This is a genomic window from Cellulophaga sp. F20128 (genome assembly GCF_023015805.1).
Lineage (GTDB): Bacteria > Bacteroidota > Bacteroidia > Flavobacteriales > Flavobacteriaceae > Cellulophaga.
Genome location: NZ_JALKBA010000002.1, coordinates 1 through 23,005, shown reverse-complemented (window position 1 = coordinate 23,005; position 23,005 = coordinate 1). Strand labels below are relative to the sequence as shown.

Genomic DNA, 23,005 nt, shown 5'->3' with positions numbered 1-23,005 from the left:
CTTTTTAGAGAATTGTATTAAATTTGCATCCGCATCTGAGTAAGATGCAACGTTCATTAAAACTTGCGAAAGTAGCTCAGGGGTAGAGCATCACCTTGCCAAGGTGGAGGTCGAGGGTTCGAATCCCTTTTTTCGCTCATGTATTGAGAAAAATGGTAATTGCAAACTAGTTGTTAAAAATTTTAATAGCCTTGTAGTTCCTCTGAAGTATCGGAGTCATTTTTCACTCAAAAAATTACCAATTGTCTGTTCCTAGTAACAGTCACGCTCGAGTGGTGGAATTGGTAGACACGTTGGACTTAAAATCCAATGGACATTAGTCCGTGCGGGTTCAAGTCCCGCCTCGAGTACAAAAACCCTTGTTAATCTTATGATTTTCAAGGGTTTTTTGTTTTCTTCTTCTTTTAAAAAGGTTTTATATTCGTTTTTTTTCTATTTTTAGTAGCTCACTTCCGTATTGCTTACGCAATACCGAATTGAACAACCACAACCAACCTTATTATGATGTCACTAAAAAGAAGCAACCAAGTGTTGATCAATTTCACTCCACTTCCCTTCTTATTAGACAAATTACCACGCTACAAAAAAATCAGTGCAATGCGTAAACTCAGCAGCCGCCTCTTACCTTAATATAGCACCCAATTAAAAGTACCCTATTTCAAAAAACCAAAAACCAAACTATTAAAAGATGAAAAAAATAATTATTTTAAATGTACTATTCTTCTTCATTCTATGTATTTCCAACGCCCAAGAATCAGTCGTCTCCATAGACGGTGAATTAAAAAAATGGCACAGAGTGACCCTTAGTTTTGCAGGCGAACAATTATCGGAATACGGAGAAGTAAATCCATTTTTAGACTATCGTTTAAATGTCACCTTTAAAAATAAAGACAAAACCTATGTGGTACCAGGATTTTATGCCGCAGATGGCAATGCAAGTGAAACCAGTGCAAAATCAGGGAACATTTGGAAAGTTAGGTTTACACCAGATACCACTGGAGAATGGACCTATGAAGTGTCTTTTAGAAAAGGCAACGCCATAGCTGTTAGCGATGATAAAAACGAAGGTGAGGCCGTACAATTTGATGGTAAAAAAGGAAACTTCACCATAGTAAAATCAGATAAAACAGGAAAAGATTTTAGAGCAAAAGGTCGTTTAAATTATACGGACCAAGGCTACCTTCAATTTGCAGAAACCAAAACGTATTTTATAAAGGGAGGTGCAGATAGCCCTGAAAACTTTCTAGGCTATTATGAGTTTGATCAAACTCCGCCATCACACAAATACAAACCCCATGCCCAAGATTGGAATTCTGATGATCCTTCTTGGCAAAATGGCAAAGGAAAAAACATCATAGGCGCTTTAAATTACCTCAGCTCAAAAGGTATGAATTCTGCTTATTTCTTAACAATGAACGTACAAGGTGACGGTAAGGATGTATGGCCGTGGACTGATATTAATGAACGCTACAGGTTTGACTGTAGTAAACTTGACCAGTGGGAAATTGTTTTTAATCATATGGACAAATTGGGCTTAATGCTACATATTGTAACCCAAGAAACCGAAAATGAAGTCTTGTTAGACATTGGACAATTGGGAGTTCAGCGCAAACTTTATTATCGGGAGTTAATAGCTCGTTTTTCGCATCATTTAGGAATTACATGGAATTTAGGGGAAGAAAACGGGCCTTTAAAATGGACGCCAAAAGGGCAATCTGATAAGGACAGGAAGGATATGGCCAAGTATCTAAAAACACATGACCCATACAAAAACTTTGTGGTATTGCACACGCACGCCCAGAGCAAAGACCAAGACTTATTTCTAGAACCTTTGTTAGGCTATGCCCATTTGGATGGCCCCTCAATGCAAACACATCATCCACATGAAGTACATGAAAGAACTTTAAAATGGATTAATGCCTCTAAAAAAACCGACAAGCGATGGATTGTATGTCAAGATGAAATTGGCCCTGCCTCTAAAGGGGTAGTCCCTGATTCAGATGACCCAGAACACAATGAGGTAAGACACCATACACTCTGGGGTAACTTAATGGCTGGCGGTGCTGGAGTAGAGTGGTATTTTGGATACAAATTGGCCCATAACGATTTAAATTGTGAAGACTGGAGATCGCGAGATATTCTTTGGAATCAAACGAGACATGCCTTAGATTTCTTTCAAACATACCTTCCTTTTACAAAAATGCATTCGGCAGATGACTTAACGGAAAACCCCGATGACTATGTGTTTGCTGAAAATGGCCATACCTATGCCGTTTACCTTCCCAAAGTACTAGAAACCAAAATTAACTTATATGGGACCTCTACTAAATTTACGGTAAAGTGGTACAATCCTAGAACAGGTGGGTCACTTCAAAATGGCACTGTAAAATGGGTAAAAGGAGGTGAAACAGTTTCTATTGGTTTTCCTCCCAACAGGGACAAGGATTGGGTTGCCTTGTTAACCACAAAAAGAAAAAATGTAGCAGAAGTAAAATCCATAAAAGCAATAACCTATAGTGCGGTGGTTGATTTTGACATAAACACCTCAAGTAAGGCTACATATTACAAAAATATTCCGCTTGGCTACAACGGAAACCCAAATTCTGCTTTAGCGATAAATGCAGCCGACAAAACCCAAAGAGATCAGTTTGCAAGTGCTCGTTTGGTATTTAAACACCCTAGTGGTTTGTATCATGGTGCCTTTATAACTATGGCCGAAAATGATGGGGAATCCGTTTATAAAATCCTTGTTAATGGAACTGAAATAAAACAATTTCAAAACCCAGAAACGACAGCAGATTATGAAAGAGTTAGACATACTATTGACCCTATATATTTACATAAAAATGACATTATAGAAGTAGTATCCAAAGCGGTAACCAATGGGAAAATTCCTGAAAACGATGAAACCGCCTGGGCTAGAGGAAGGTGGAGTCAGCTAGCATTTTCTCCAAGCCAAACAGCACTTAAGAGCAAACTTAAAAATGTTACACCTTTTACAGAGAAAAATGGCCTTTTAAATGTAGAGGCAGAAGCGTATCATCACAAAACAAACAATGGCGCTCCACGCGAATGGTATGTTCGCTCACAGAACAACAGCCTCCCTTTTGCGGCAGAAGATATTGAAAATCATTCTGAATCAGCCAGTGGTAATGGGTATATAGAAGCCTTACCAGACACTAGGGTTGCCCATACTGACAAGCTTATTGAAGGCGATAATTTTTATCCTATAGCAGGTTCAGGCGGTATTGTTTCTTATAAAATAAAAATTGAAAATCCAGGGATCTATTATGTATGGGGAAGGGCATTTTCAAGTGGCGGAGAAGATAATGGCTTACATGTTGGAGTGGATGAAGAATGGCCAGAAAGTGGTGCTAGAATGCAATGGTGTGTCGGAAAAAACCAATGGACATGGTCTTCAGCGCAGCGTGTTCCTGAAAAGCATTGTGGCATACCACAAACCATTACTCTTAATTTTAAAAATAAAGGTGAATATATCATTTCTTTTTCCATGCGGGAAGATGGCTTTGAATTGGATCAATGGACCTTGGCAAAGGATAAAAATTTTATTCCAGAATAGATACCGTTACAGCAAAGTCATGCTTGTTTATTTTATGCTTTTAAAGGTTTTCCACACCTACTATATGCGATTTTTTTCTTAATTTTAATACAGAACTTACTTATCGGACTGTTGCCCATCACCTAAGTTATGTAGGCCTAAAAAATTGTAGCCATATGTCATTAAAAAGAAACAATTACGTAGATTTTCATTGTCACGCTGCTATGAAACCGTACGGAAAAAGCTATAACTACAAAACTATTGGCCGCAACAATCCCAGAAGAAACAGATCTAGTAGTATTTGGAAATACAATCCGCCTTCTATAGTAGACAAACTTATTAATTACCTCATCCATTTAACCAAATTTTCGCAAGCTAATTTTACGAGCTTAGCTAAAGGAGGTGTTAGTGTTGTTTGTGTCTCCCTCTACCCACTTGAGAAATGGTTTTTTGAAAATAAAATTAAATCGGAATTCATCAAGGATATTTCGGCCAACTTTGCCACAGGGGTTGGTAAAAAAAGAGTAGACCATATACAAGGCATCAAAGATTACTTTAAAGACCTTGAAATGGAATATGATTTCTACAAACAGCTCGATGATACGATCATTACCCTACCGGAAGGAAAATTTAAATACAAGCTGGTTAAAAATTACGAAGAAATTGAATTGATACAGTATGCCAACCAAAATTCGACCCTCTCTACCATTTGTGTAATTCTCTCTATTGAAGGCATGCATGTATTAAACTCAAACCTCCCCAACCCTCCTCGTGAATCTGAAATTATTGCGAAGATAAATACTATGAAATCTTGGGAATCGCCTCTTTTCTTTGTTGCCATAGCACATCATTTTTGGAATCATTTGTGCGGACATGCCGAAAGCTTTACAAAACTGGTAAAAAAGAAGGTAGACCAATCTGAAGGTATCAACACTGGTTTTACCGATTTAGGAATAATGGTGGTGCATCAATTATTAAGCAATGCTAATGGCAGACGTATTTTTATCGACATTAAACACATGAGCGTTGCCTCTAGAAAACAGTATTATGACCTCCTAGAAAATACAGCAGACTATAGAAATGTACCTATTATTGTAAGTCATGGTGCAGCCAATGGCCATGCTTCTGTAGGCAACAAAACCGCTGAAGGTTCTAAAGTGGCAAAAAAATTAAAAACGGTCGACATTAATTTCTACGATGATGAAATTATTAGAATCGCAAAAAGTAAAGGCATATTTGGATTGCAATTGGACGAAAGGAGAATAGCGAGTAATACGACCATTAAAAATGTAAAACACGCTACAAAACGCTCTAAAATAATGCATTATCGGGCTGAATTGCTATGGTACCAAATACAACATATTGCAGAAATGCTAGACAGCAACGGCTTGTTTATTTGGGATTGTCTAGCACTGGGAACAGATTATGATGGTATTATAGATCCTTTAAACGGATTTTGGACTGCGGAAGAGCTTCCTTTTTTAGCAGATTTCCTAGAGCGCCACGCCTACAATTACAGAGCAACCAACAGCTTTAACCTGCCAGAAAACAATATTGACGCCGACGAGATAGTAACACGGATTATGTCTACAAACGGGCATCAGTTTCTAGAACGATTTTTTAGATAAAAAAATCGTTCCGAAAACCAACAGAGACTTGAGGATGAATTTTTAGATAGAGCTACCGCAATTAAAGTAATAAATTAGCGGTTGGGTGGCTTTAAAAATTCGGAAAATCATAATTAGCAACCCATTTTTTATACAATGTTTTATTCTTAAAACAATATTAAGAGCATTAAGAATGCTGATTTGCTACTAAATTTATACTTTAGCAACTCTTTTATTCAAACACCATATTTATGACACACTTTTTTAAACGTATTCAATGCTCAGTACTAACCATTCTTGGCGCCGCGATATTCTTGGTTGGCTGTTCTTCTTCAAAAAATGCAAAGTGGGAACAACTATTTAACGGCAAGGATTTAAAAGATTGGGAAATAAAAATCACCAATCACGCTTTAAACGAAAATTTTGCGAACACTTTTCAGGTAAACGATGGTAATATTGAAGTACGCTATGATGGCTATGACGCTTTTGATCAGCAATTTGGACATCTATTTTACAACAAACCGTATTCTACGTACCTCTTTGCTACCGAATACCGTTTTGTTGGAGACCAAGTAAAAGGCGGACCAGGTTGGGCGTATAGAAATAGTGGTATTATGATTCACGGGCAAGATCCAAGCACCATGACTTTAGATCAGGATTTCCCCAATTCTATAGAAGTACAACTTTTGGGTGGTGATGGTACTAACCCTAGATCTACAGCCAACCTATGTACACCTGGCACACAATATGTTTTGGATGGTAATATTGTAAAACAACATTGTGCAAACTCTAGTTCTAAAACGTATCACGGCGAACAATGGGTACGTGTAGAAGTTTTAGCCATTAGAGATTCATTAATTGTACACTACGTTAACGGAGAAGAGGTAATGCGCTACAACAAGCCCCAATTAGATCCTATAAACGGAGCAAAAGAAGGACAGTTACTTACGGGAGGTTCTATTTCCTTACAAAGCGAGAGTCACCCAGTAGATTTTAGAAAAGTAGAGATCGTTAACCTAGAAAAATATGCAGACGACCCTAAAAAATTAAAAGAGGTCGTAGACCAATTACTGGCTGAAAAGCGCGTAGCAAAACAGGAATAAGAACAAAAATACAGTTACCCCTACTTTATAATAAGGCATATATCAAGTAGTTAAAGATGTTTTTTCTTATATTTATAGTTCAACTATATCTTATGAAAAAACATCTTTTTGCATTGGTTATTTTACTCCTAGTATGTAGCAGTTGCGCTACAGATGTTCCCAAAGAAATTACAAAGGATTACTTTATGAGTAATCTTGCAAACCCCGTTTCCATTACAAAAGCAGAGATTGTAAACAATACTACGGTTACTTTATACGCGACTTCACCAGATGAAGTCTATTCTATTGCTATAGCTAAAAATGATGATTTAAGTAGCATTATAGAATATTTGAAAATAAATCATATTCCCTTTACGCAGAAAAGCAAGGTTAAGACAACCAAACACAGTTCCCTTCCCTTGGCAAGCCTGATGTTGGTCTTTGTAACTCCCTTCCTGTATTTTATGTATGCCTTGATCCTATTCTTTGTTTTAAAAAATATTGTTCGCAAGGAATTTCAGCCCGAAACAGATAAAATCGTCTGGGTTATCATTGTGCTCTTTGCTCCGTTTATTGGGTTTCTGTTGTATTACTTCTACGGTAGAAAAACAAACAAATAACTGCAAAGTCGGGAGCTACGTTCCTAAAACCTTTTGATTGTATTTATGGTATATACAATCCCTAAAGATACGCTAGTCCATGCTTGGTCCTCCAATTGTATGCCGGTATAAGATAGATTCACTTCGGTGTGTTCGCTCATTAAAAACCCCAACTGCGGTCTGTAGTACAAGCCACCTTCATTACCATCATTTAAGCCAAAGCCTTGGCCTATATCACCGCCAAATGAAAACGTATCAGAGGCCCAAAAACGAATAGAAGCGGCTGCTTTTAAAAACTGAATGCTCGGCAAATCGTTGACAATAGTACCGGTATGGTACTTTTCTGCAAACCCGTGAATATAACCCCCGGATACACCTACATCTACTACTTCGCCCAAGGCCCACATATGACCCAGGTCTACCCCTACCATTAAACTCACATCATCTGTAAAATCACCGAGCGGTATACCACCTTGAATTCCAATTTTTGCGCCCTCTTGCGCAAATACACTTGTTGCTGCTACTAGAAAAACTAAAGCAAGTACTCGTTTTTTCATTTTGTTTTGTTTTATACGTAATCCTGTCAAAGCTAAAACCTTATCTAAAACAGCAACTATTTATGTTGCAAAACAATACTAAAAAGTGGTAGAATGCATGTTTTACCGTGCTTACTTGTTTTTAACCCTTGTTTTTTTGATATGTTGAAGTACCCAATCCAGTTCTGGATCAAGGTGTTGGATCCTATCTTGATGCGTGGGAACAATAGGTACATCGGGCTGTACCCCATAGCCCTCTATTTCTGTTTTAAAGGGGGTTTCTAATACCATCATCCCAAAGTAGAAGTCTAGTTTAGAATTTGGCAAGGTTACCACCTTGGTCTGTCCGGCTACCGTACTATTATAAGCACCACCACTTTCTTCACCCACAACCAACGCACGGTTGGTGGCTTGCAAATAATTAGTCAGTACAGAAGATGCGGAAAAAGAATAACCATTAATTAAAACGTATACCGACCCACTAAAATGCAAATCTTTGGCAGGCTTTAGCTTAGCCTCTTTAAATCGATATACTTTTTTACCCTCCTTTTTGTGGGTTTTGAGAATATCGCGCACAAAAAGGGCAGGTACAAACAAGCTTCTAAAAAGGGTGTTGCTCACAGAAGTACTGCCAGACATGAATGATTTTACTGTAGGAAAGCTTGTCTTTATCTCTCCTTCTTGTATAAACTGAAACGGTGTATCGGTAAGGTAGGAATACAAGGTATGAATTTCGGATAGCCGACCACCGCCATTGTTTCGCAAATCTAAAATAAGGTTATTTGCTTGGGCAGAATCTATTTTTTTAAAAGCTTCTTCATAAAAGTCTTTATAATTGCCATAGGTAAAACTGCGGATTTGCATATAGGCAACAGGCTCCTCTTCTCCTATAAAATCTAAATTCCGATGGTAATACTTCTTGGCTTTAATATAACCATACTTATCCTCTTCTTTTAATTTTTTCTTCCGCTCCCTTTTAGCGAGCACTCGTTCCTCCTTGCTCAGCTTTCTGGGTTTTTCAATTGTTGCAGAATCCTTTTGTTCCTTTTCAAAACGGGTAGAATCTTTGAGAATTCTCCGAAATACTTTGGTATACACACTATCTGCAGCAGAAAAGGTAACCGCCAAACTGTCTAGATACCCCTTATCCGCATAGTAATACTTCGCAAAATTGCGGGCTACCTTTTTATCATAAAAGGTGGTATTGTAACCGTCTGATGCAAAATAGCGCTTGTACTCTTCTACGAGCTTACCTACAGGTTCACCACCTACTTTTAGAAGCTTACTCCCTACAAGGGTACTATCTTCACCCAAGGTACTTTCTACCCATAAGTTATGGTCTAGGTGTTCAAAATTTAGGGAATGAAACTCAAACTTCTTTTTGCTTAATTCTTTGCGTTCCTTTTTGGTGAATTTTTGCATGGGCGGAATTACACCTGCGTGCCCTTGGCGCACCTCAGCCACAACCGAGGCCAAGCGTTTATAAAACTGCCTACTGTTTAGTGGCGTAGTAATGCTCATTTTTAAATCACGAAACTTAGCATCGAGCTCTTCCTTAGAAATATAGGTGTACAAACGCGGGTGTAGGCGTTGTAATTTCCGATAGACGATGTCTACGTCTTTCTGTAAGGCTTCTGGGGTATGAGCATTGTTAATTTGCGCATTATAGCGATCTACACTGGCGCAAGACAGCAACAAAAAAGATGTAAAAAGGCCGACGTATAATTTTCTCAAAACAGCAGTGTTGTTTTAGTGATTCTTTAGTAAAGATAATACTCTCTTGGCTGAACCTAAAACTGTACATCCGTTCCGTTACAACAAATAGGGAACTCCCTATAATTTTTAACAAAGGATTGTTTCAATTTTGTACCTTTAATCTTCTATGAAGAAAAAGCTTGTTATATCTAGTCTCGTTTTTATTGTAGTCCCTCTATTATTGGTGTTTTGTTGCAATAGCATTATTAAACTAGCTACGGCTAAAAAAACATACAATGCGGTTACTGAAATTCCGTACAATAGGGTTGGTTTGGTGTTGGGTACATCGAACCGACTTACCAACGGACAACCCAATTTGTATTACTCCTACAGAATAAATGCGACGCTTGAATTGTACAAGGCACAAAAAATAAATTATGTATTGGTCAGTGGTGATAATGGCAGCATTTATTACAACGAACCAAATACCATTAAAAAGGATTTAATGAAAGGCGGTATTCCGGCAGACAAAATATTTTTGGATTATGCGGGCTTTAGAACGCTAGATTCTATGGTGAGAGCACATGCTATTTTTGGCTTGGACAGCGTTACGGTTATCTCACAACAATTCCACAACGAACGGGCCATATTTTTGGCCGAAAAGAAAGGCATGACAGCCATTGGATACAACGCAAATGACATTACAGGAAAAGGGGGATTAAAAGTACAAACCAGAGAGTATTTGGCCCGTGTCAAGGTTTTTATAGATCTTATTTTTAAAACGAAACCCAAGTTTTTTGGGGAGAAAATAACCATAGTCTAACAAAAAGTATTGTAGTTATGCAGTGATGAAAAATAAAAAAACCAAGAACCAAACCACTATCTATGTTACCCTTTAAATCCCTCCTTAAAAACCTGGGTCCTGGGCTGCTTTTTGCCAGTATGGCCATTGGCACCTCCCATCTTGTATTATCTACCCGAGCCGGGGCGCAATACGGCTGGCTTATGGTGATTCCTATTCTCCTGGCCAATATTTTAAAATATCCATTTTTCGAATTTGGCATTCGGTATACCAACGCTACTAGCAAAACACTTATAGAAGGCTATTTAAACCGCGGTAGGGGCTATCTGTGGTTTTACGCTATTATCACGCTTATTTCTACCTTTACCATACTAGCGGCCCTGTATTTGGTTACCTCTGGTTTGTTGATAAATCTGTTTCAGCTTTCACAGATTCCCATTGGTTGGGTTGCCTTGGGTTTGTTTGCGTTTATTTCTATTTTACTTATTGTAGGGCGCTACCTCCTTCTTGAAAAATCTTTAAAAATAATTGTTTCCGTTTTGTTTGTAGCCTTGGTAGTCACTACCACTGTGGTATTGTACAACGGACAAGTTACCCAAGCCGCTAACTTTACACCCCTCCCTTTTTTTGATAGTGTGGGTGTTTTATTTATCATTGGTTTGGTAGGTTGGATGCCAACAGCGGTAGAAACCTCAAGCTGGTTGAGCCTATGGACTATTGAAAAACAAAAGCTCACCATCGAAAAACCTCTCCTTAAAGATGCCTTGTTTGAGTTTAATCTGGGCTATGTGCTCACCGGAATCTTAGCCATTTTGTTCCTTGTCATCGGTTGGTTTTCACTCTATGGCACTGGCACGGCTATGAGTAGTAGTGCGGTAGGTTTTGCAGACCAACTCATTACCCTCTTTACCGTAAATATTGGAGAATGGACCACTGTTTTTGTGGCCACAGCCGCCTTTGCCACCATGTTTAGTTCATGCATGACCGCCCATGATGCCATTGCCAGGGTTAGTTTGGATGTCCTTGAAAAATTGAGTAGCAAAACCACCGTTCGCAACCCACCAAAGAAATCTTATTTTACAATCACTGTACTGCTTTTAGCTGCCATTAATTTAGGGGTCATCATCTTTTTCAATGCCAATATGGGCAAGGTGGTAGCCTTGGCAACTACGGTTTCTTTTCTAGTGGCTCCCATAGTTGGATATATGAACCTTAAAAATGTCATGAGTACAGATATGCCCGCTGCTGCCCGCCCTAAAAAAGGACTGCAATTTTTAACCTATGCCGGCATCGTATTTTTAAGCTTGTTTGCGCTCTATTATGCATGGGTGGCCTATCTCTAGGGATTCAATTATAATTAATAGTATTTATCACGTTGGTTTTGTTGGTAAACTGACGGCAATTGTAGGTATATATGTTTTCTATATTATTTTTCAATCAGTTTGCTTTTTAATGCAATATTTGTCAATACTATAATTATAAAAGAAAAAATACCACCAAATATTTGGCCATAAATAGTCACTCTTAATCCAGAGTCAAATCGAGCTAACCATGTACCAGCTTCATTACTTCCAACTTTTTCATTCCAAGCAAGAATTACTCCTAGTAGGAATAAAAAAATGAGCATACTCAGGTAAAAAATAACCGATTTATATATCCAATTTTTTTTATAATTCAAAATCGGATATTGAAAATAAATTATTGGGATTGCGATTACTATTGATATTCCAAAAAAATTAAAAGGATAATCATTACCTGTCCCATTCATAAATTGAAGTAATACAAAACTTAAGACCATAACCAACCCTAAATTAATCAGATAGAATTTTAATCTTTTATTCATTTTATAGTTTCTAATTTGTATTTCTTAAATGAACGTTAACACACAACTGTATTCTAGGAATCAATCTGGATAAACGAAATGAGCTTAGTATAAGAGCCGAAAGATTAAGAACTACTAGGAAATATGACTTCACTATGGTAGACTGGACTAGGTTTTTTTAAAGAAGACCTTGTTGTTTTGATCTTTTAATCATCAATTTCGTCAATTTTCAATAAGTGCATTAATCTATGAGCAAATGGCGCAAAAAATATGGCTACCGTACTTAAAAAAATAACCCCACTAAATATGGCGTAGATTGAAGCAAATAACTTTGCAGAATCAGTATTCAGTTCGTTTACTGGGCCCATCCCAGTTAATATCATGGAAGCATTATAAATACTATCAATCCAATTTAAATCTCCTATGTAGTGATACCCAAAAACTCCTATCCCAATTGAAATACTTAACAAAACTATTGAAAATAGGGAATACTTAAGTACTCGTTTTGCAAATTCTCTAGGTGAAAGAATATTTTTCTTTTTCATTTTATCCCATATTCACATTGAACAAATAACCAACTAATGCTGTAAGTCCCATTGCAATTGTACCCCAAAATGTAATTCGAATAATAGCTCTTCTTATACTTGAACCTCCCGTTTTGGCAGCTAAGGCTCCTAAAATTATTAGAAAAAACAAAGCAAAACCATAAAGTGAATATTCCATACTTTTTAATGGAAGAAAAAGTGTTACTAAAAAAGGAAGTACTCCTCCTATGGTAAATGCTAACCCAGATGCCAATGCAGCTTGCAAAGGTTTAGCCTGACTAATTTCGTTAATTCCTAATTCATCTCTAATATGTGTTCCTAAGGCATCGTGTTCCGTTAATTCTTTGGCAACTGTTAACGCAGTCTCTTTTTTAAGACCTCTTTTTTCATAGATTTCCGCTAATCGTTCTAATTCGATTTCAGGCATATCATAGAGTTCTTGTTTTTCACGTTCTATATCCGCTTTTTCAACATCTGTTTGTGAGCTTACTGACACATATTCTCCCGCTGCCATTGATAAAGCACCAGCAACTAGTCCGGCTAATGTTGCCAAAACAACTGGTTCCCTAATATCACTAGCAGCAGCAACTCCAATTGCGATACTTGCAGTAGACAAAATTCCATCGTTAGCTCCAAGTACAGCAGCTCTTAACCAATTACTTCGGTGTATATAATGATTGTCTAAATAATTATCTAAATCCTCTGTTTTTTCTGTCATTCCTCCTATTTGTTTAAATTACACACAACGGTTGGTATAAGAATAGTAGCCGACTTCGGGACTCGAATTTTTCAAGGCACAACTAGATTTTATGCGGGCTACAATGTTCATATTTACGGCTTTCTTAGCAATTATTTTTATACAGTTTTATAGCCAGTTTTTACTTCTTTTTTATCGCCAAACTTTTAATGAGTTGAGCAGTATAGGCTCCTATTATTGCTGGAATTGTATAAAAGCCATAGAGTATAAATTCAATTGGAAACATATTATGAGAAGAAGAATCGGCTATCATTTCACAAATAGCGGCCAATGGAAATAAAATCATACTCATTAATCCAATTTTCCATGAGGGAACATCACTAAATAACTTAACAATAAATCCTGAAAAAATCAGGAAGCCTAAACTGTACATCGATATGCCTTCTATTCCAGTTCTGATTAATGAAAATAAAGGTGAGTCATAATGTTTTAAATCGTCAAGAAAAAAAACCGGTAAGACTATTGAACCCATTCCTAATATTGCAATTGTTACGAATGAAATTATTCTTTTTGTTTTCATACATTCTAAGATGTTTTTTTAGTTTATTTTTTTAATTAGTTACAACATACGGATAGCGGTAAGTGTACTGTTGCTTCCAATTATAGTATGTAAGGTACCTAAAAAGCACCCTTAGTATTTCAATTTTGATCACTAAAGTTAAAACGCCTGTTATTCCGGCTACCTTCCAAGCTAAGAAGAAAGAGGAAGCGCTACTATAGAAACAGAATTTCACTAAGCCGGACTTCATAAAGGTTTATTTAGGAATCGTTGTTAGCAATAAATTGGTCATTACTTATTCGATAACTGCGTCAAAACTTCAATGGCTGTAACTGCGTCTTTTTTATCTACAAAAATATGGTCGTGATAATATCCTGCAATGACATTACAACTAATATTATTTTTTGCTAATTCCGTAGAAAATACGGCTGTTAAACCAACAGCATCAAGTGATGAATGAATCATAAGGGTAATCCAAGCGGCACTATACTCATAACTCAAGTTTAGTTCATCTGCTTGCTCTTTCGCAATAACAATAGTTGTACCTTCTTTTTCTTTGAACTCACAAATGGTGTTTTTTCGATCAATTATACCAACATCTTGTAATGTCACAAAAACATATTCTCCATCGTTCAGTATGGGAGTCATTCCTTTTATTAATTCAGATAAATTGGTTTCACCAGCCATGTAATCGTTTTATTTATCGTGTATAAGAGAACTTAAAGATACAACAATCCCATCCCCTTCACCTAAATTAAATGGAATGTATTATATAAGGTACGAAGCTAAACAAGCCATACCAAATAGTTCATTCAGTTTACTATTTAGCGTAGCTTGGTATGGCTTTCTCTATTTTTATTTTTTTAGCTTGTTGCCAACGCTATGTATAAGGTTCTTTGCGGGATAACCAACTGATTTAGCATTGTTTTATACAGAGTTCTAAACTGTTTTTTGTAATTATAATTTAATTTCTCTGTCCGAAATATAGGGTACAATGGGGTATCCATATACACTCATATCAACATCCAATTCTTCGGGGGATGGTCCCACGAATTCTGATTTTTTACCAAACAATTTAAAGGTGTTATCTGTCGAAATTTCCGCATAGGCCCAAATAGGATCTTTGTAAGGGACTGTGTATTTTATCCATTCATATGTTTCATTTACTTTTTCACTATACCGTATATGCTGATATTTGCTTCCCAACCATTGATATGACATGCTGTTGATTTGGATGTAGTGGATGTCGTTTATTTTATTGTAGTAGTCTTGATGGTGGTGACCTGAAAATACAAATTGTACTTTTTGAAAACCTGCTTTTTTGTTTGCTTCCTCCAATACTAACCTACTTTCTGTACCATTGTAAATACCTCCTAAATCATTATCTAAACCTTGGTGACAAAAAACAATGGTTGGTAAGCTGGTATCTGCCAAATCTTTCTCTAGCCACTTTAACTGTTCCTTTCCAATAAATCTAGCATATCCAGATGGCCCATCTGGAGAAGGGTTCTTATCATTGCCATCTAAAACCACAAAATGGTAGCCGTTACAGTCATAGGAATATGATTTGCCAATAGCATTCCAATAGCTCACAACCTCATCTCGTGAAAAACCACCATCCATATCATGATTCCCTATGACGTGGTATTTTTTTCCGGGATAACTATTCCAAATATTCATGAATTTTTGGTTATAATCATACGGACGACAAAAGTCACCTAATTGAATAATAAAATCAAAATCGCTCTCTTTTACCTCATCAATAAATGCTTGGAGTCTTTCTTCCCCATCATGCATAATATCATGATGTATATCAGCACAAATAGCGAATCTCAATAACTTTTTTTTCTTCTTTGTAAGGTTCTCAATACTATTGGCGCTCAAGCTTAGTGGAAGCATAGCTGCAGCCCCACCAATTGATAACACTTTCACAAAATCTCTTCTTTTTTTCATGATCTATTTAATGATTTATTCTAAAGCTTATTTATAATTCGTTAGGTTGTATAACAACTTACTAATTGCTGTAGACATACTGTTATTTCTATAGCTGCACTAAGGTACCAAAAGTACATTTGCTTTTTAAAAATTGACCACACAAAACACCTTCCATGTGTATTCCCGAACTTATTTGAATAAAAAAAGAAGCGCTACCAAGAAAGCAAGAGTTCATTAGCGTGGGCTGGTCTTGGGATGCTTATAAGAGGTTTTGTTGGTGTTACTTTTAGTGGGTACAAATAATAAGGTATGGCATATCCCATTTGCTCAGCTTTTACTGGGCAGAATTCGGCATATGCCTGTTTGTGCTTTGGTTATTTTTTAATAATGTCTTAGGCGGAACAATTAAAATTACTTTTCAGCGTCTGCCAATTTTTTAGTATCCACAAACTGCTGAAAAGCAGTAATTTTTCCTTCATCGTTAAGCGTCCACAAATGAGCGGCTTGTGCATTATAGCTCTTCCCTGTAGCTTTTACTTTAGCATCATATCGCATTGTAGCTAAGACCATGTTATCATTCATTCCGTGGACTTTCACATCCTGTAATCCAAAGTGTTCGTGGTTAGCTCCAAGATTTGCAAATACGCCTTCTAAAATTGCATCTGGACCATTGTAGGGATTCCCCACTGCAAGCGAATTACTTTCGGCTTCGTTCCATTGTATTTTAGCATCCATTAATCCAAGTACAGTGGGCATATCGCCCGTTGAAAACCCGTTGTACAACGCGTTAATTACTTGAATGTTTTTTTCAGTTGTCATGATTGTGGTTGTTATTTTGTGCCTACTCTGGACGGTTTTCGGCTTTCCCATTTTTAGTTCTCCATTGCGATTAATCTAACAAAGGAACACCTACGGTTATTTATCGGTAGATGCCTGTTTTTTATTAGAACACCTAAGTTATTAAAAATGAATTCAGTATTAAAATTTGTTCCTGAAATCACAACCAAGAGAATTCCCGGCTCCTGTCAGAATCAACCATACTTTTTCATAGTACACCTTGTTGATCTTCCGTTACTCCAAGTCTTACATTGCAAATTATTAGTTGTTTAAAACTACTCTATTCTTTTACCTTTCATTTCGCGCCCTCCTTGAAAAAGGGTCACACTCTCAATGGCGCCAGCATCATTTTTATTGAAGGCCAATTGAGCATCAACTACTTTTAAATAAAATTCATTTTCAGATTTTGGAAATAAATCAAATACCGGTTGCCCTGTAGCCTGGGCTTTTAATTGATTTTCTTCTCTGGTAACGGTAAGAATAAACCCTGGTTGGAGCTCGTATGCACCGATATAAGTTTCTAAAATAGCAATGGATACTTTTACCTCTTTTACCAAATCGCTTACATCATCCCCAAGTTGCTGTAACGCATCAATACCGCTTTGGTTATTGGGGTTTAAGGTTACCGATTTTCTATAATTTTCAATAGCAAGATCCTTTTTACCTAACTTCATTAAGCTTTCTCCAAAACTATCATAGGCATTGAACGATGTTGGAAATTCCTTCGTAATAAGTTCAAATACTTTGTTGGCTTCTTCAACTTTGTCTATACCCATAAGTTGATAGCCAATTGCATTCATTTCACTTTCACTTAAACTATAGTTCTCAGAATTTTTAATACGATTATAATGTACTATTCCTGCATCAATCCCCTTCTCTTCAATAACAGCGAAAACCACGTTAGCTACTGATTTTTTAGGCATGTCGTATTCTTTGCCATGCATAATGCCCCGAATAGCTTTTGTTATATCGTCAAGTGGTGCTCCACCTGTATTATTTAGAAGTACAACCAATGAATTAGTAGAAGTTGTCCTAGAAATAGTAGTATTAAAACCGTTGATTCCACCGCCATGCCCTATCCCGTAAATACTATCTGTAGATTTTCCTATTTTAGCATACCCAACAACCCATCCATAAGCGTAATGGACGTTACCAAAAGCAGGGATATAAGGTTTAAAATAAAGGGCCATAAATTCCTTTGGTAAAATACTAGTGGTATACAAGGCCTGATCCCATTTATATAAGTCTTCAACCGTAGAATACATTGAACCTGCTGCATAAGGAATAGACATGTCTAAATAGCTAGAATTCATAAAACCTCTACCTAATTTTTCGTAACCCGTTGCTCTATTTTTTAAGATATCCCCATGATGATCATAACCCGTATCCTTCATCTTTAATGGGGTAAAAATCTTATCTTGAAGCATTTGTTCATAGCTTTTTCCAGACAATTTTTCAATAAGAACCCCGAGAAGAAAATAACCCGAATTACTATAGCTAAATTTTTCGCCTGGTGTAAAATCCAATTCCTTTTCATTAAACATTTTTACAAAATCTTCAGGGGTATAGGGGTTGCGACTTTCGTCTTCCATAAATTTAGGAAATGATGTGTAGTTTGGTATTCCTGAAGTATGTGTTAGTAAATGATGGGTGGTTATTATAGCGCCACTAGCTTTGGGATAATCTGGCAGATAGATAGTTATAGGCGTTTGCAAATCTAATTTCCCTTCGGCAACCAATTGCAAAATTAGCATCGCTGTAAATTGTTTGGTGATAGAGCCTAAGCGATGTTTTGTATTGGGTTCATTTGGAATATTCCATTCCATATTTGCCATACCAAATCCCTTCTTAAAGATTACTTTACCTTCATTAGACACTAAAACGGAACCATTAAATTTTCCATAGGTTTCATAGGTACTTAAAAGTTTTTCGATTTCCTCTACTTTTGTTTGAGCAAAACTCAAATTGCTTATGAATACTAAAAAAAGTATGAAAATTCCATTTTTGTACAATGGATAATTTGAATTTGATTTCATAATCGACTATTTAAATGGTTTATGGTTGTTTAGAACAAAGCGCAACCTACAAATAAAGGCACTCCTGCACTTATTTTACTAGAACCCTAAGTTACTAAAAATGAGCTCCCTATTTAAATTTAAACCTAAAATTACTTATAAGTGTATTCCCAGTACCTATCTGGATCATAAAGCTTAAATGATAGTAAATTACTTACACAGGACTATACGAAGTGCGTTTTACAGGAGGCTTATTGGCCGTAGTTGTTATAAATCTTTCACAAAAGTATTTTCTTCTAATTCTGATTTAATCCACGCTTCCTTTTCCATAAGATATTGATACGGAAATGAGTATTTTGATTTCCCATTCTCAAATTCAAACGCATATATGGTGCTGAAGTTAGTCCTATTTATATACCGATCTTTGCTTATAGGCAAGATTTCAATTTTCGGAAACACTTGTCCATTTTCCGCTTGTTCCCGCTTATAAAATAGTTTACTTTCTTCCATCCAAAATATTCGTGGACCATAGGTGCCAACTACATCATTCAATTGATTTTGCAAGGCTACGGAATCTATGCTTTGAATATAATTAATATGTTCTAAAACATCTTTTAAATAATAGTGCTTCGGATTGGCTTTTATAGCTTCCGTATAGGCAATTTTAGCGCCATCTAATTTTTTTTCATCAAATAGTGCTTCCGCTTTTTTAATGGTGTTGTCTAATTTCCAATAGTAGAATACAGTAGAATTATCAAAGTCGTTTTGTTCATTTTTATAGCGGTAATACTTATTCCTTTCATCCTTAGAAAATGTAATTTCCCAAGTTCTACTATTATTTGGGGATCCCGCTACAATAGTGTTGGCTCCAGCCATTAAAAAGGGTGTAATATTTTGGTTTGAGACATACTGCAATAAGGTATTGTTTTCAACCCATAGTTTTACGGTTTGTTCATTGCCGTTAAAACGATACTCGCCTTCAAATTTTTTTAAATCGGCTCTAGTAACCTTATGACCTTTTAAATAGGTGACTGCTTTTTTAAAGACTTTAGTGAGATTCCCTGTTTTGGGAAATAACAAATCCATTTTAGATAAGTTTTTTTCTGCAGCCTCTAGATCGCCTTTAAATAATTGGGGCTGAATTTTAAGTGGAAATATATTATTATCATTGAGTAGCAAAAGTTCTAGCCTATTTAATTCATCAAGGACCATTTTATAGTCTTCATTTATTATACCTGGATGTATTAATTGAAGACCATGAGTTGTAGATGGTTCACTTTTATAATTGTTATAAGCTAATTCTGTATAGTCTCTTAAGTTTTGAGTGCGTCCATAAATACTGTAAAGTAAGCGCGAATAGGTTTTATCGCTTGGGTCAACCTCTAATTGCAATTTTATAAGCGTTTCAGCATTGTTAAACTGGTCATAAGCTAGGTTTTTAAATATAAGGGTTTCACCTCGTTTTTGTAATGGAAGCTTATCACTGTAATTATAAGCATGGTCTGCAAGGGTGCGTTCTTCAAATTTACTTTTATTAAAAAGTAGATTTACTTTTGCTGAAGCCAAATAGGCTAAAGCAAAGGTGCTGTCTTCTTTTATAGCGTTCTCAAAATCTCCGTTTCTATAGTACGCTAAGGCTTTTAAGGAGCTGCTGGTAAATTCTTCTACATCTAAGTCCATGTATTGAGGTGCATTCAATTCGTTAGAGGTAAAATTAGCAGTAACAAAAACAGTCATCTCATCAACAAGACTTAATATATTTTTCCCTTCAAAAGTTTGCTGATTGGTCACTTTGCCGTTCCTTGCATTTCTAATAAACATAGTAATTGTATAGGTATCATCGTTGATGTCAAATTCACCGTCTATATAAAAATCATTAAAAATCTTAGCATAATCCACTTTATCTACCGTGTTTGTTATGCCTTTAACTTCTGGGCTAATATTTTTGTTTTGTAGCAAATCTTCTTGAAGTAATATGGAAATGCCAAACTCTAACCATACATGGGTACTGTCTTTCGTTATGGGTTTAAAATTAAAAATAGGAAAGCTCGTTCTAAATTCTTCTTTAGTGATCAGTGTGGTTTCTTCTTTACCTTCTGCGTTTGTATACGCTATGGTCTTTGTCGTGGCTCCTAAATCACTATTACCAAAACCAAAATAGGTAACCACCATGATGAACAAAATATTAAGTGGAAAAATAATCTTCTCCCGTAATTTCAAGATTCTATTATTAATACGGTCTTGATGGTATAAATAGATAAGGAGTGAAGGAATGATACCACTAAAAATCCACAACAAAAGATCTACCCAATAGGGTGAAATACTATACCGAATTAAAACCCAATCTACAAATTGAAGTAAGGTCCACGCAGCAACCAAATAGGCCGCAAAAAACTGAAGTGTTTTTATTGCTTTCTTTTTGTCAATTTTTCTATTCTTAAGTTCTTCCTCCATGAATTTAAGGTACTACGAACATACAGATAGCTATAAAACTACCATTATTTCTATTATAGCACCTAAGTTACTAAAAATGAACACGCTATAGAAATTTGCCTCCAAAAATTACCAGCAAGTGTATTCTGCTCTTCGAAGTTTGCAACTTCTTTTAGTGATTATTCATTTTTTTCTTGCTGAAAAAACGAACCAAAAAAATCAAGGCTGGATCGCTACGGATATATTTCGCATCCTCGGCGTTACATCAAATGAACTCGCTAGCGCTCAGACAGCATTTGATTCTTAACGCCCTCTGCGGTGGAAATATGAATCCTGCCAGAGGTCTAGGCCGACACAAGTAATAGTATAGCTTCTAGCTACAAAAAGCCATTTATATTTTAAAATTTAAGCTCAGGAATTTCAATTTAAGCACCAAAGGCCTCATTAGATTTAGGTCTTGTTGGTTGCACTATTTCCTTTTTCAAAGAGTTTATTGACTTGTGGTTGTATAAACCAAATTCCAATGAAATAAAACCACAAAAAGATAAATTCTCCAGCAAAATCTCCAAATCCAACTTTTGTTTGCAATTCAGCAGTTTTAATTGTTTTTGCAACAAAATACATTGAATAGAAAATACTGAACATAGAGAACAGATGAAGGGGCAAGATAATAGGAACAAACCAACCACTATCTGGAAATCCATTTACTCCCATTCCAGAATAAAGGCCATCCATAAATATTAAAACCAAAGTAATATAGATTAGAGGAATAAAGAATAAAATCTTAAATTTTTTAACTTTCATTTTTATTTCTTGCGGAATTTTTTTCTGAAGGCCAATTGCAATTGACCAAAACCATCCAAAAAAAACAACGGTATATAGAATCATAATTACAGGAAACGCTTTAAAAGTGTGCAACAAATATTCTGGGTTTTGACTCGATGTCATTTCAAAATCCGAGGACATACTTAACAAAGCATACAATAGAAAAAGAATTGGAATACCCAGCATTGCGACAAATAATTGCCAATGTTTGGCTTTTAAAAAAACAGCAATCATATATATGCCTTTTAGTTTTTACAATTAAATAACCATTTTTGGTTTTGGTTGTTGGTAATTTGTATAAAACTAATTTAGTAAATAAAACCCAAACCTTTTGGTAAGCATACAGAACTACCCTATTTCAATAATTAACGGGAAGAACCATTAAGAGTGGTAAAATTACCTAAGGTTAACTTGACTAGTCTATTTACTGGAATTTTCGTCGGGTATTCGCCCTCATTGCAGTTGACTTTTTAGTTTTTCTGGGTCATTTCGGGTATCGAATAGCGTGATAATTTCAATTTCCTTCTTAGAAAAATTCACTCGGTAGAAAAATGTAGTTTGTTTTGTTACCACACATTTATATATTCCCCCAGATGCTAAGGATTTTTGACAACTTTCAGGGAACTCCGAAATCTGCTCTATTTTTGCGGTTAATTTCACCAAAAAGTCTTTTTTGACCTTATAGCTCCATTCTTCCAGTAAATATTCTGTAAGTTGTTTAAGTTTATATTCGGCTAGCTCCGAAATAAAAACCTTCATTAAGAAATTTTATTAAGCACGTCTTTGTACGAAATCCGTTGTCCATTGTCCAATTGCTCGATTCCTTTTTTAATTTCCGCTTGTTCAGATGCACTTAACTCGTTCCAAAAGTCCGATTCTTCATTCCTAATGAAATCCGTTACCCTTTGGATAAAATTGTCATTTTCGATATTCAATATCATTTTGACAAGTTCTATTTTCGATGTTTTGATATCCATTTCGATTCCTTTCCTTCAAATTTACAAAAAAATCGCATTCTTCTGGAACTTTTGACCGAATGAAGCATTACATGCATACTAAGATACCAAAACCACCCTTACATTTTCAAAATTTGCTTCTAAAATTATCTGCTCTTCGAAGTTTGCAACTTCGAAGTAGAATAAACAATCCAAGTATTAAAATATGTTTGGAGACTTTAACTCTTTTGTTCATTTTTTTCTGGATAAAAAAACGAACCAAAAAAATCACGGCTTGACTCTTCGGATATATTTCTCATCCTCGGCGCTAAATCAAATGAACTCGCTTGCGCTCAAACAGCATTTGATTCTTAACCCTTCCTGCGGTGGAAATATCACTCCTGCCAGTCGTCTGGGCCGACACAAGACAATAGTATAACTGAGTTATCAAAAGCACACTTACTTTTTAAAATTAAATTCAAGGATTTTACGATAAGTAGTTAACCTTAAATCTCCATAGGC

At 36.0% G+C, this 23,005-nt stretch carries 20 protein-coding genes and 2 tRNA genes; 8 read left to right on the top strand and 14 right to left on the bottom strand.

The genetic code is table 11. From position 1 onward, the window contains the following. Positions 1-65 precede the first annotated feature (65 nt). The 6 genes from MWU65_RS02225 (at position 66) to MWU65_RS02200 (ending at position 6,868) form a co-directional block, all read left to right on the top strand. Positions 66-137 (top strand) — tRNA-Gly (locus MWU65_RS02225). Positions 138-266: 129 nt separating this feature from the next. Continuing rightward, positions 267-350 (top strand) — tRNA-Leu (locus MWU65_RS02220). A 338-nt stretch (positions 351-688) separates the two neighbouring features. Then, the gene (locus MWU65_RS02215) at positions 689-3,580 is read left to right on the top strand and encodes a DUF5060 domain-containing protein (protein ID WP_247075427.1); all 2,892 of its coding nucleotides are present in this window, start codon (positions 689-691) and stop codon (positions 3,578-3,580) included. A gap of 155 nt (positions 3,581-3,735) precedes the next feature. Beyond that, the gene (locus tag MWU65_RS02210; protein ID WP_247075426.1) at positions 3,736-5,187 is read left to right on the top strand and encodes a membrane dipeptidase; all 1,452 of its coding nucleotides are present in this window, start codon (positions 3,736-3,738) and stop codon (positions 5,185-5,187) included. A 230-nt stretch (positions 5,188-5,417) separates the two neighbouring features. Continuing rightward, a complete protein-coding gene (locus MWU65_RS02205) occupies positions 5,418-6,269 on the top strand; it encodes a DUF1080 domain-containing protein (RefSeq protein WP_247075425.1) in 852 nt (283 codons plus the stop codon). A gap of 92 nt (positions 6,270-6,361) precedes the next feature. Then, positions 6,362-6,868: a PLD nuclease N-terminal domain-containing protein gene (locus tag MWU65_RS02200; protein WP_247075423.1), complete on the top strand. Its 507-nt coding sequence runs from the start codon at positions 6,362-6,364 to the stop codon at positions 6,866-6,868. 23 nt (positions 6,869-6,891) lie between these two features. Here the strand turns inward: MWU65_RS02200 and MWU65_RS02195 are convergent, their stop codons facing one another. Together MWU65_RS02195 and MWU65_RS02190 are read right to left on the bottom strand one after the other, a co-directional pair. Beyond that, positions 6,892-7,404: an outer membrane beta-barrel protein gene (locus MWU65_RS02195; RefSeq protein ID WP_247075422.1), complete on the bottom strand. Its 513-nt coding sequence runs from the start codon at positions 7,402-7,404 to the stop codon at positions 6,892-6,894. A 111-nt stretch (positions 7,405-7,515) separates the two neighbouring features. Further along, the gene (locus tag MWU65_RS02190; protein WP_247075420.1) at positions 7,516-9,117 is read right to left on the bottom strand and encodes a S41 family peptidase; all 1,602 of its coding nucleotides are present in this window, start codon (positions 9,115-9,117) and stop codon (positions 7,516-7,518) included. A 148-nt stretch (positions 9,118-9,265) separates the two neighbouring features. On the opposite strand from MWU65_RS02190, the gene MWU65_RS02185 reads away from it, so the two are divergent. Further along, the gene (locus MWU65_RS02185) at positions 9,266-9,901 is read left to right on the top strand and encodes an ElyC/SanA/YdcF family protein (RefSeq protein ID WP_247075418.1); all 636 of its coding nucleotides are present in this window, start codon (positions 9,266-9,268) and stop codon (positions 9,899-9,901) included. A 62-nt stretch (positions 9,902-9,963) separates the two neighbouring features. Beyond that, positions 9,964-11,223 carry a divalent metal cation transporter gene (locus MWU65_RS02180; RefSeq protein WP_247075416.1) on the top strand — a complete coding sequence of 420 codons (1,260 nt, stop codon included), beginning with the start codon at positions 9,964-9,966 and terminating at the stop codon, positions 11,221-11,223. 83 nt (positions 11,224-11,306) lie between these two features. Here MWU65_RS02180 and MWU65_RS02175 read toward each other — a convergent pair whose 3' ends face one another. The 12 genes from MWU65_RS02175 to MWU65_RS02120 form a co-directional block, all read right to left on the bottom strand. Next, positions 11,307-11,723, bottom strand: a complete 417-nt coding sequence (locus MWU65_RS02175; protein WP_247075413.1) for a hypothetical protein — start codon at positions 11,721-11,723, stop codon at positions 11,307-11,309. Between the two features lie 185 nt (positions 11,724-11,908). Next, complete coding sequence (locus tag MWU65_RS02170) at positions 11,909-12,247, bottom strand: hypothetical protein (protein WP_247075411.1); 339 nt, start codon at positions 12,245-12,247, stop codon at positions 11,909-11,911. A gap of 1 nt (position 12,248) precedes the next feature. Continuing rightward, positions 12,249-12,965, bottom strand: a complete 717-nt coding sequence (locus MWU65_RS02165) for a VIT family protein (RefSeq protein ID WP_247075410.1) — start codon at positions 12,963-12,965, stop codon at positions 12,249-12,251. A gap of 160 nt (positions 12,966-13,125) precedes the next feature. Next, positions 13,126-13,524, bottom strand: a complete 399-nt coding sequence (locus MWU65_RS02160) for a hypothetical protein (RefSeq protein ID WP_247075408.1) — start codon at positions 13,522-13,524, stop codon at positions 13,126-13,128. A 270-nt stretch (positions 13,525-13,794) separates the two neighbouring features. Continuing rightward, the gene (locus MWU65_RS02155) at positions 13,795-14,190 is read right to left on the bottom strand and encodes an ACT domain-containing protein (protein WP_247075407.1); all 396 of its coding nucleotides are present in this window, start codon (positions 14,188-14,190) and stop codon (positions 13,795-13,797) included. 270 nt (positions 14,191-14,460) lie between these two features. After that, positions 14,461-15,456, bottom strand: a complete 996-nt coding sequence (locus tag MWU65_RS02150; RefSeq protein ID WP_247075405.1) for a metallophosphoesterase — start codon at positions 15,454-15,456, stop codon at positions 14,461-14,463. A gap of 393 nt (positions 15,457-15,849) precedes the next feature. Continuing rightward, positions 15,850-16,257, bottom strand: a complete 408-nt coding sequence (locus MWU65_RS02145) for a nuclear transport factor 2 family protein (RefSeq protein ID WP_247075403.1) — start codon at positions 16,255-16,257, stop codon at positions 15,850-15,852. Positions 16,258-16,550: 293 nt separating this feature from the next. Continuing rightward, positions 16,551-18,311, bottom strand: a complete 1,761-nt coding sequence (locus tag MWU65_RS02140; RefSeq protein ID WP_247075401.1) for a serine hydrolase — start codon at positions 18,309-18,311, stop codon at positions 16,551-16,553. 246 nt (positions 18,312-18,557) lie between these two features. Further along, complete coding sequence (locus MWU65_RS02135; protein WP_247075399.1) at positions 18,558-20,744, bottom strand: hypothetical protein; 2,187 nt, start codon at positions 20,742-20,744, stop codon at positions 18,558-18,560. Between the two features lie 429 nt (positions 20,745-21,173). Then, complete coding sequence (locus MWU65_RS02130) at positions 21,174-21,782, bottom strand: hypothetical protein (RefSeq protein WP_247075397.1); 609 nt, start codon at positions 21,780-21,782, stop codon at positions 21,174-21,176. A gap of 219 nt (positions 21,783-22,001) precedes the next feature. Continuing rightward, positions 22,002-22,307: a type II toxin-antitoxin system RelE/ParE family toxin gene (locus MWU65_RS02125; protein WP_247075396.1), complete on the bottom strand. Its 306-nt coding sequence runs from the start codon at positions 22,305-22,307 to the stop codon at positions 22,002-22,004. Next, a complete protein-coding gene (locus MWU65_RS02120; RefSeq protein ID WP_247075395.1) occupies positions 22,307-22,489 on the bottom strand; it encodes a hypothetical protein in 183 nt (60 codons plus the stop codon). Before MWU65_RS02120 ends, MWU65_RS02125 begins: the two co-directional genes overlap by 1 nt. Between the last annotated feature and the right edge of the window lie 516 nt (positions 22,490-23,005).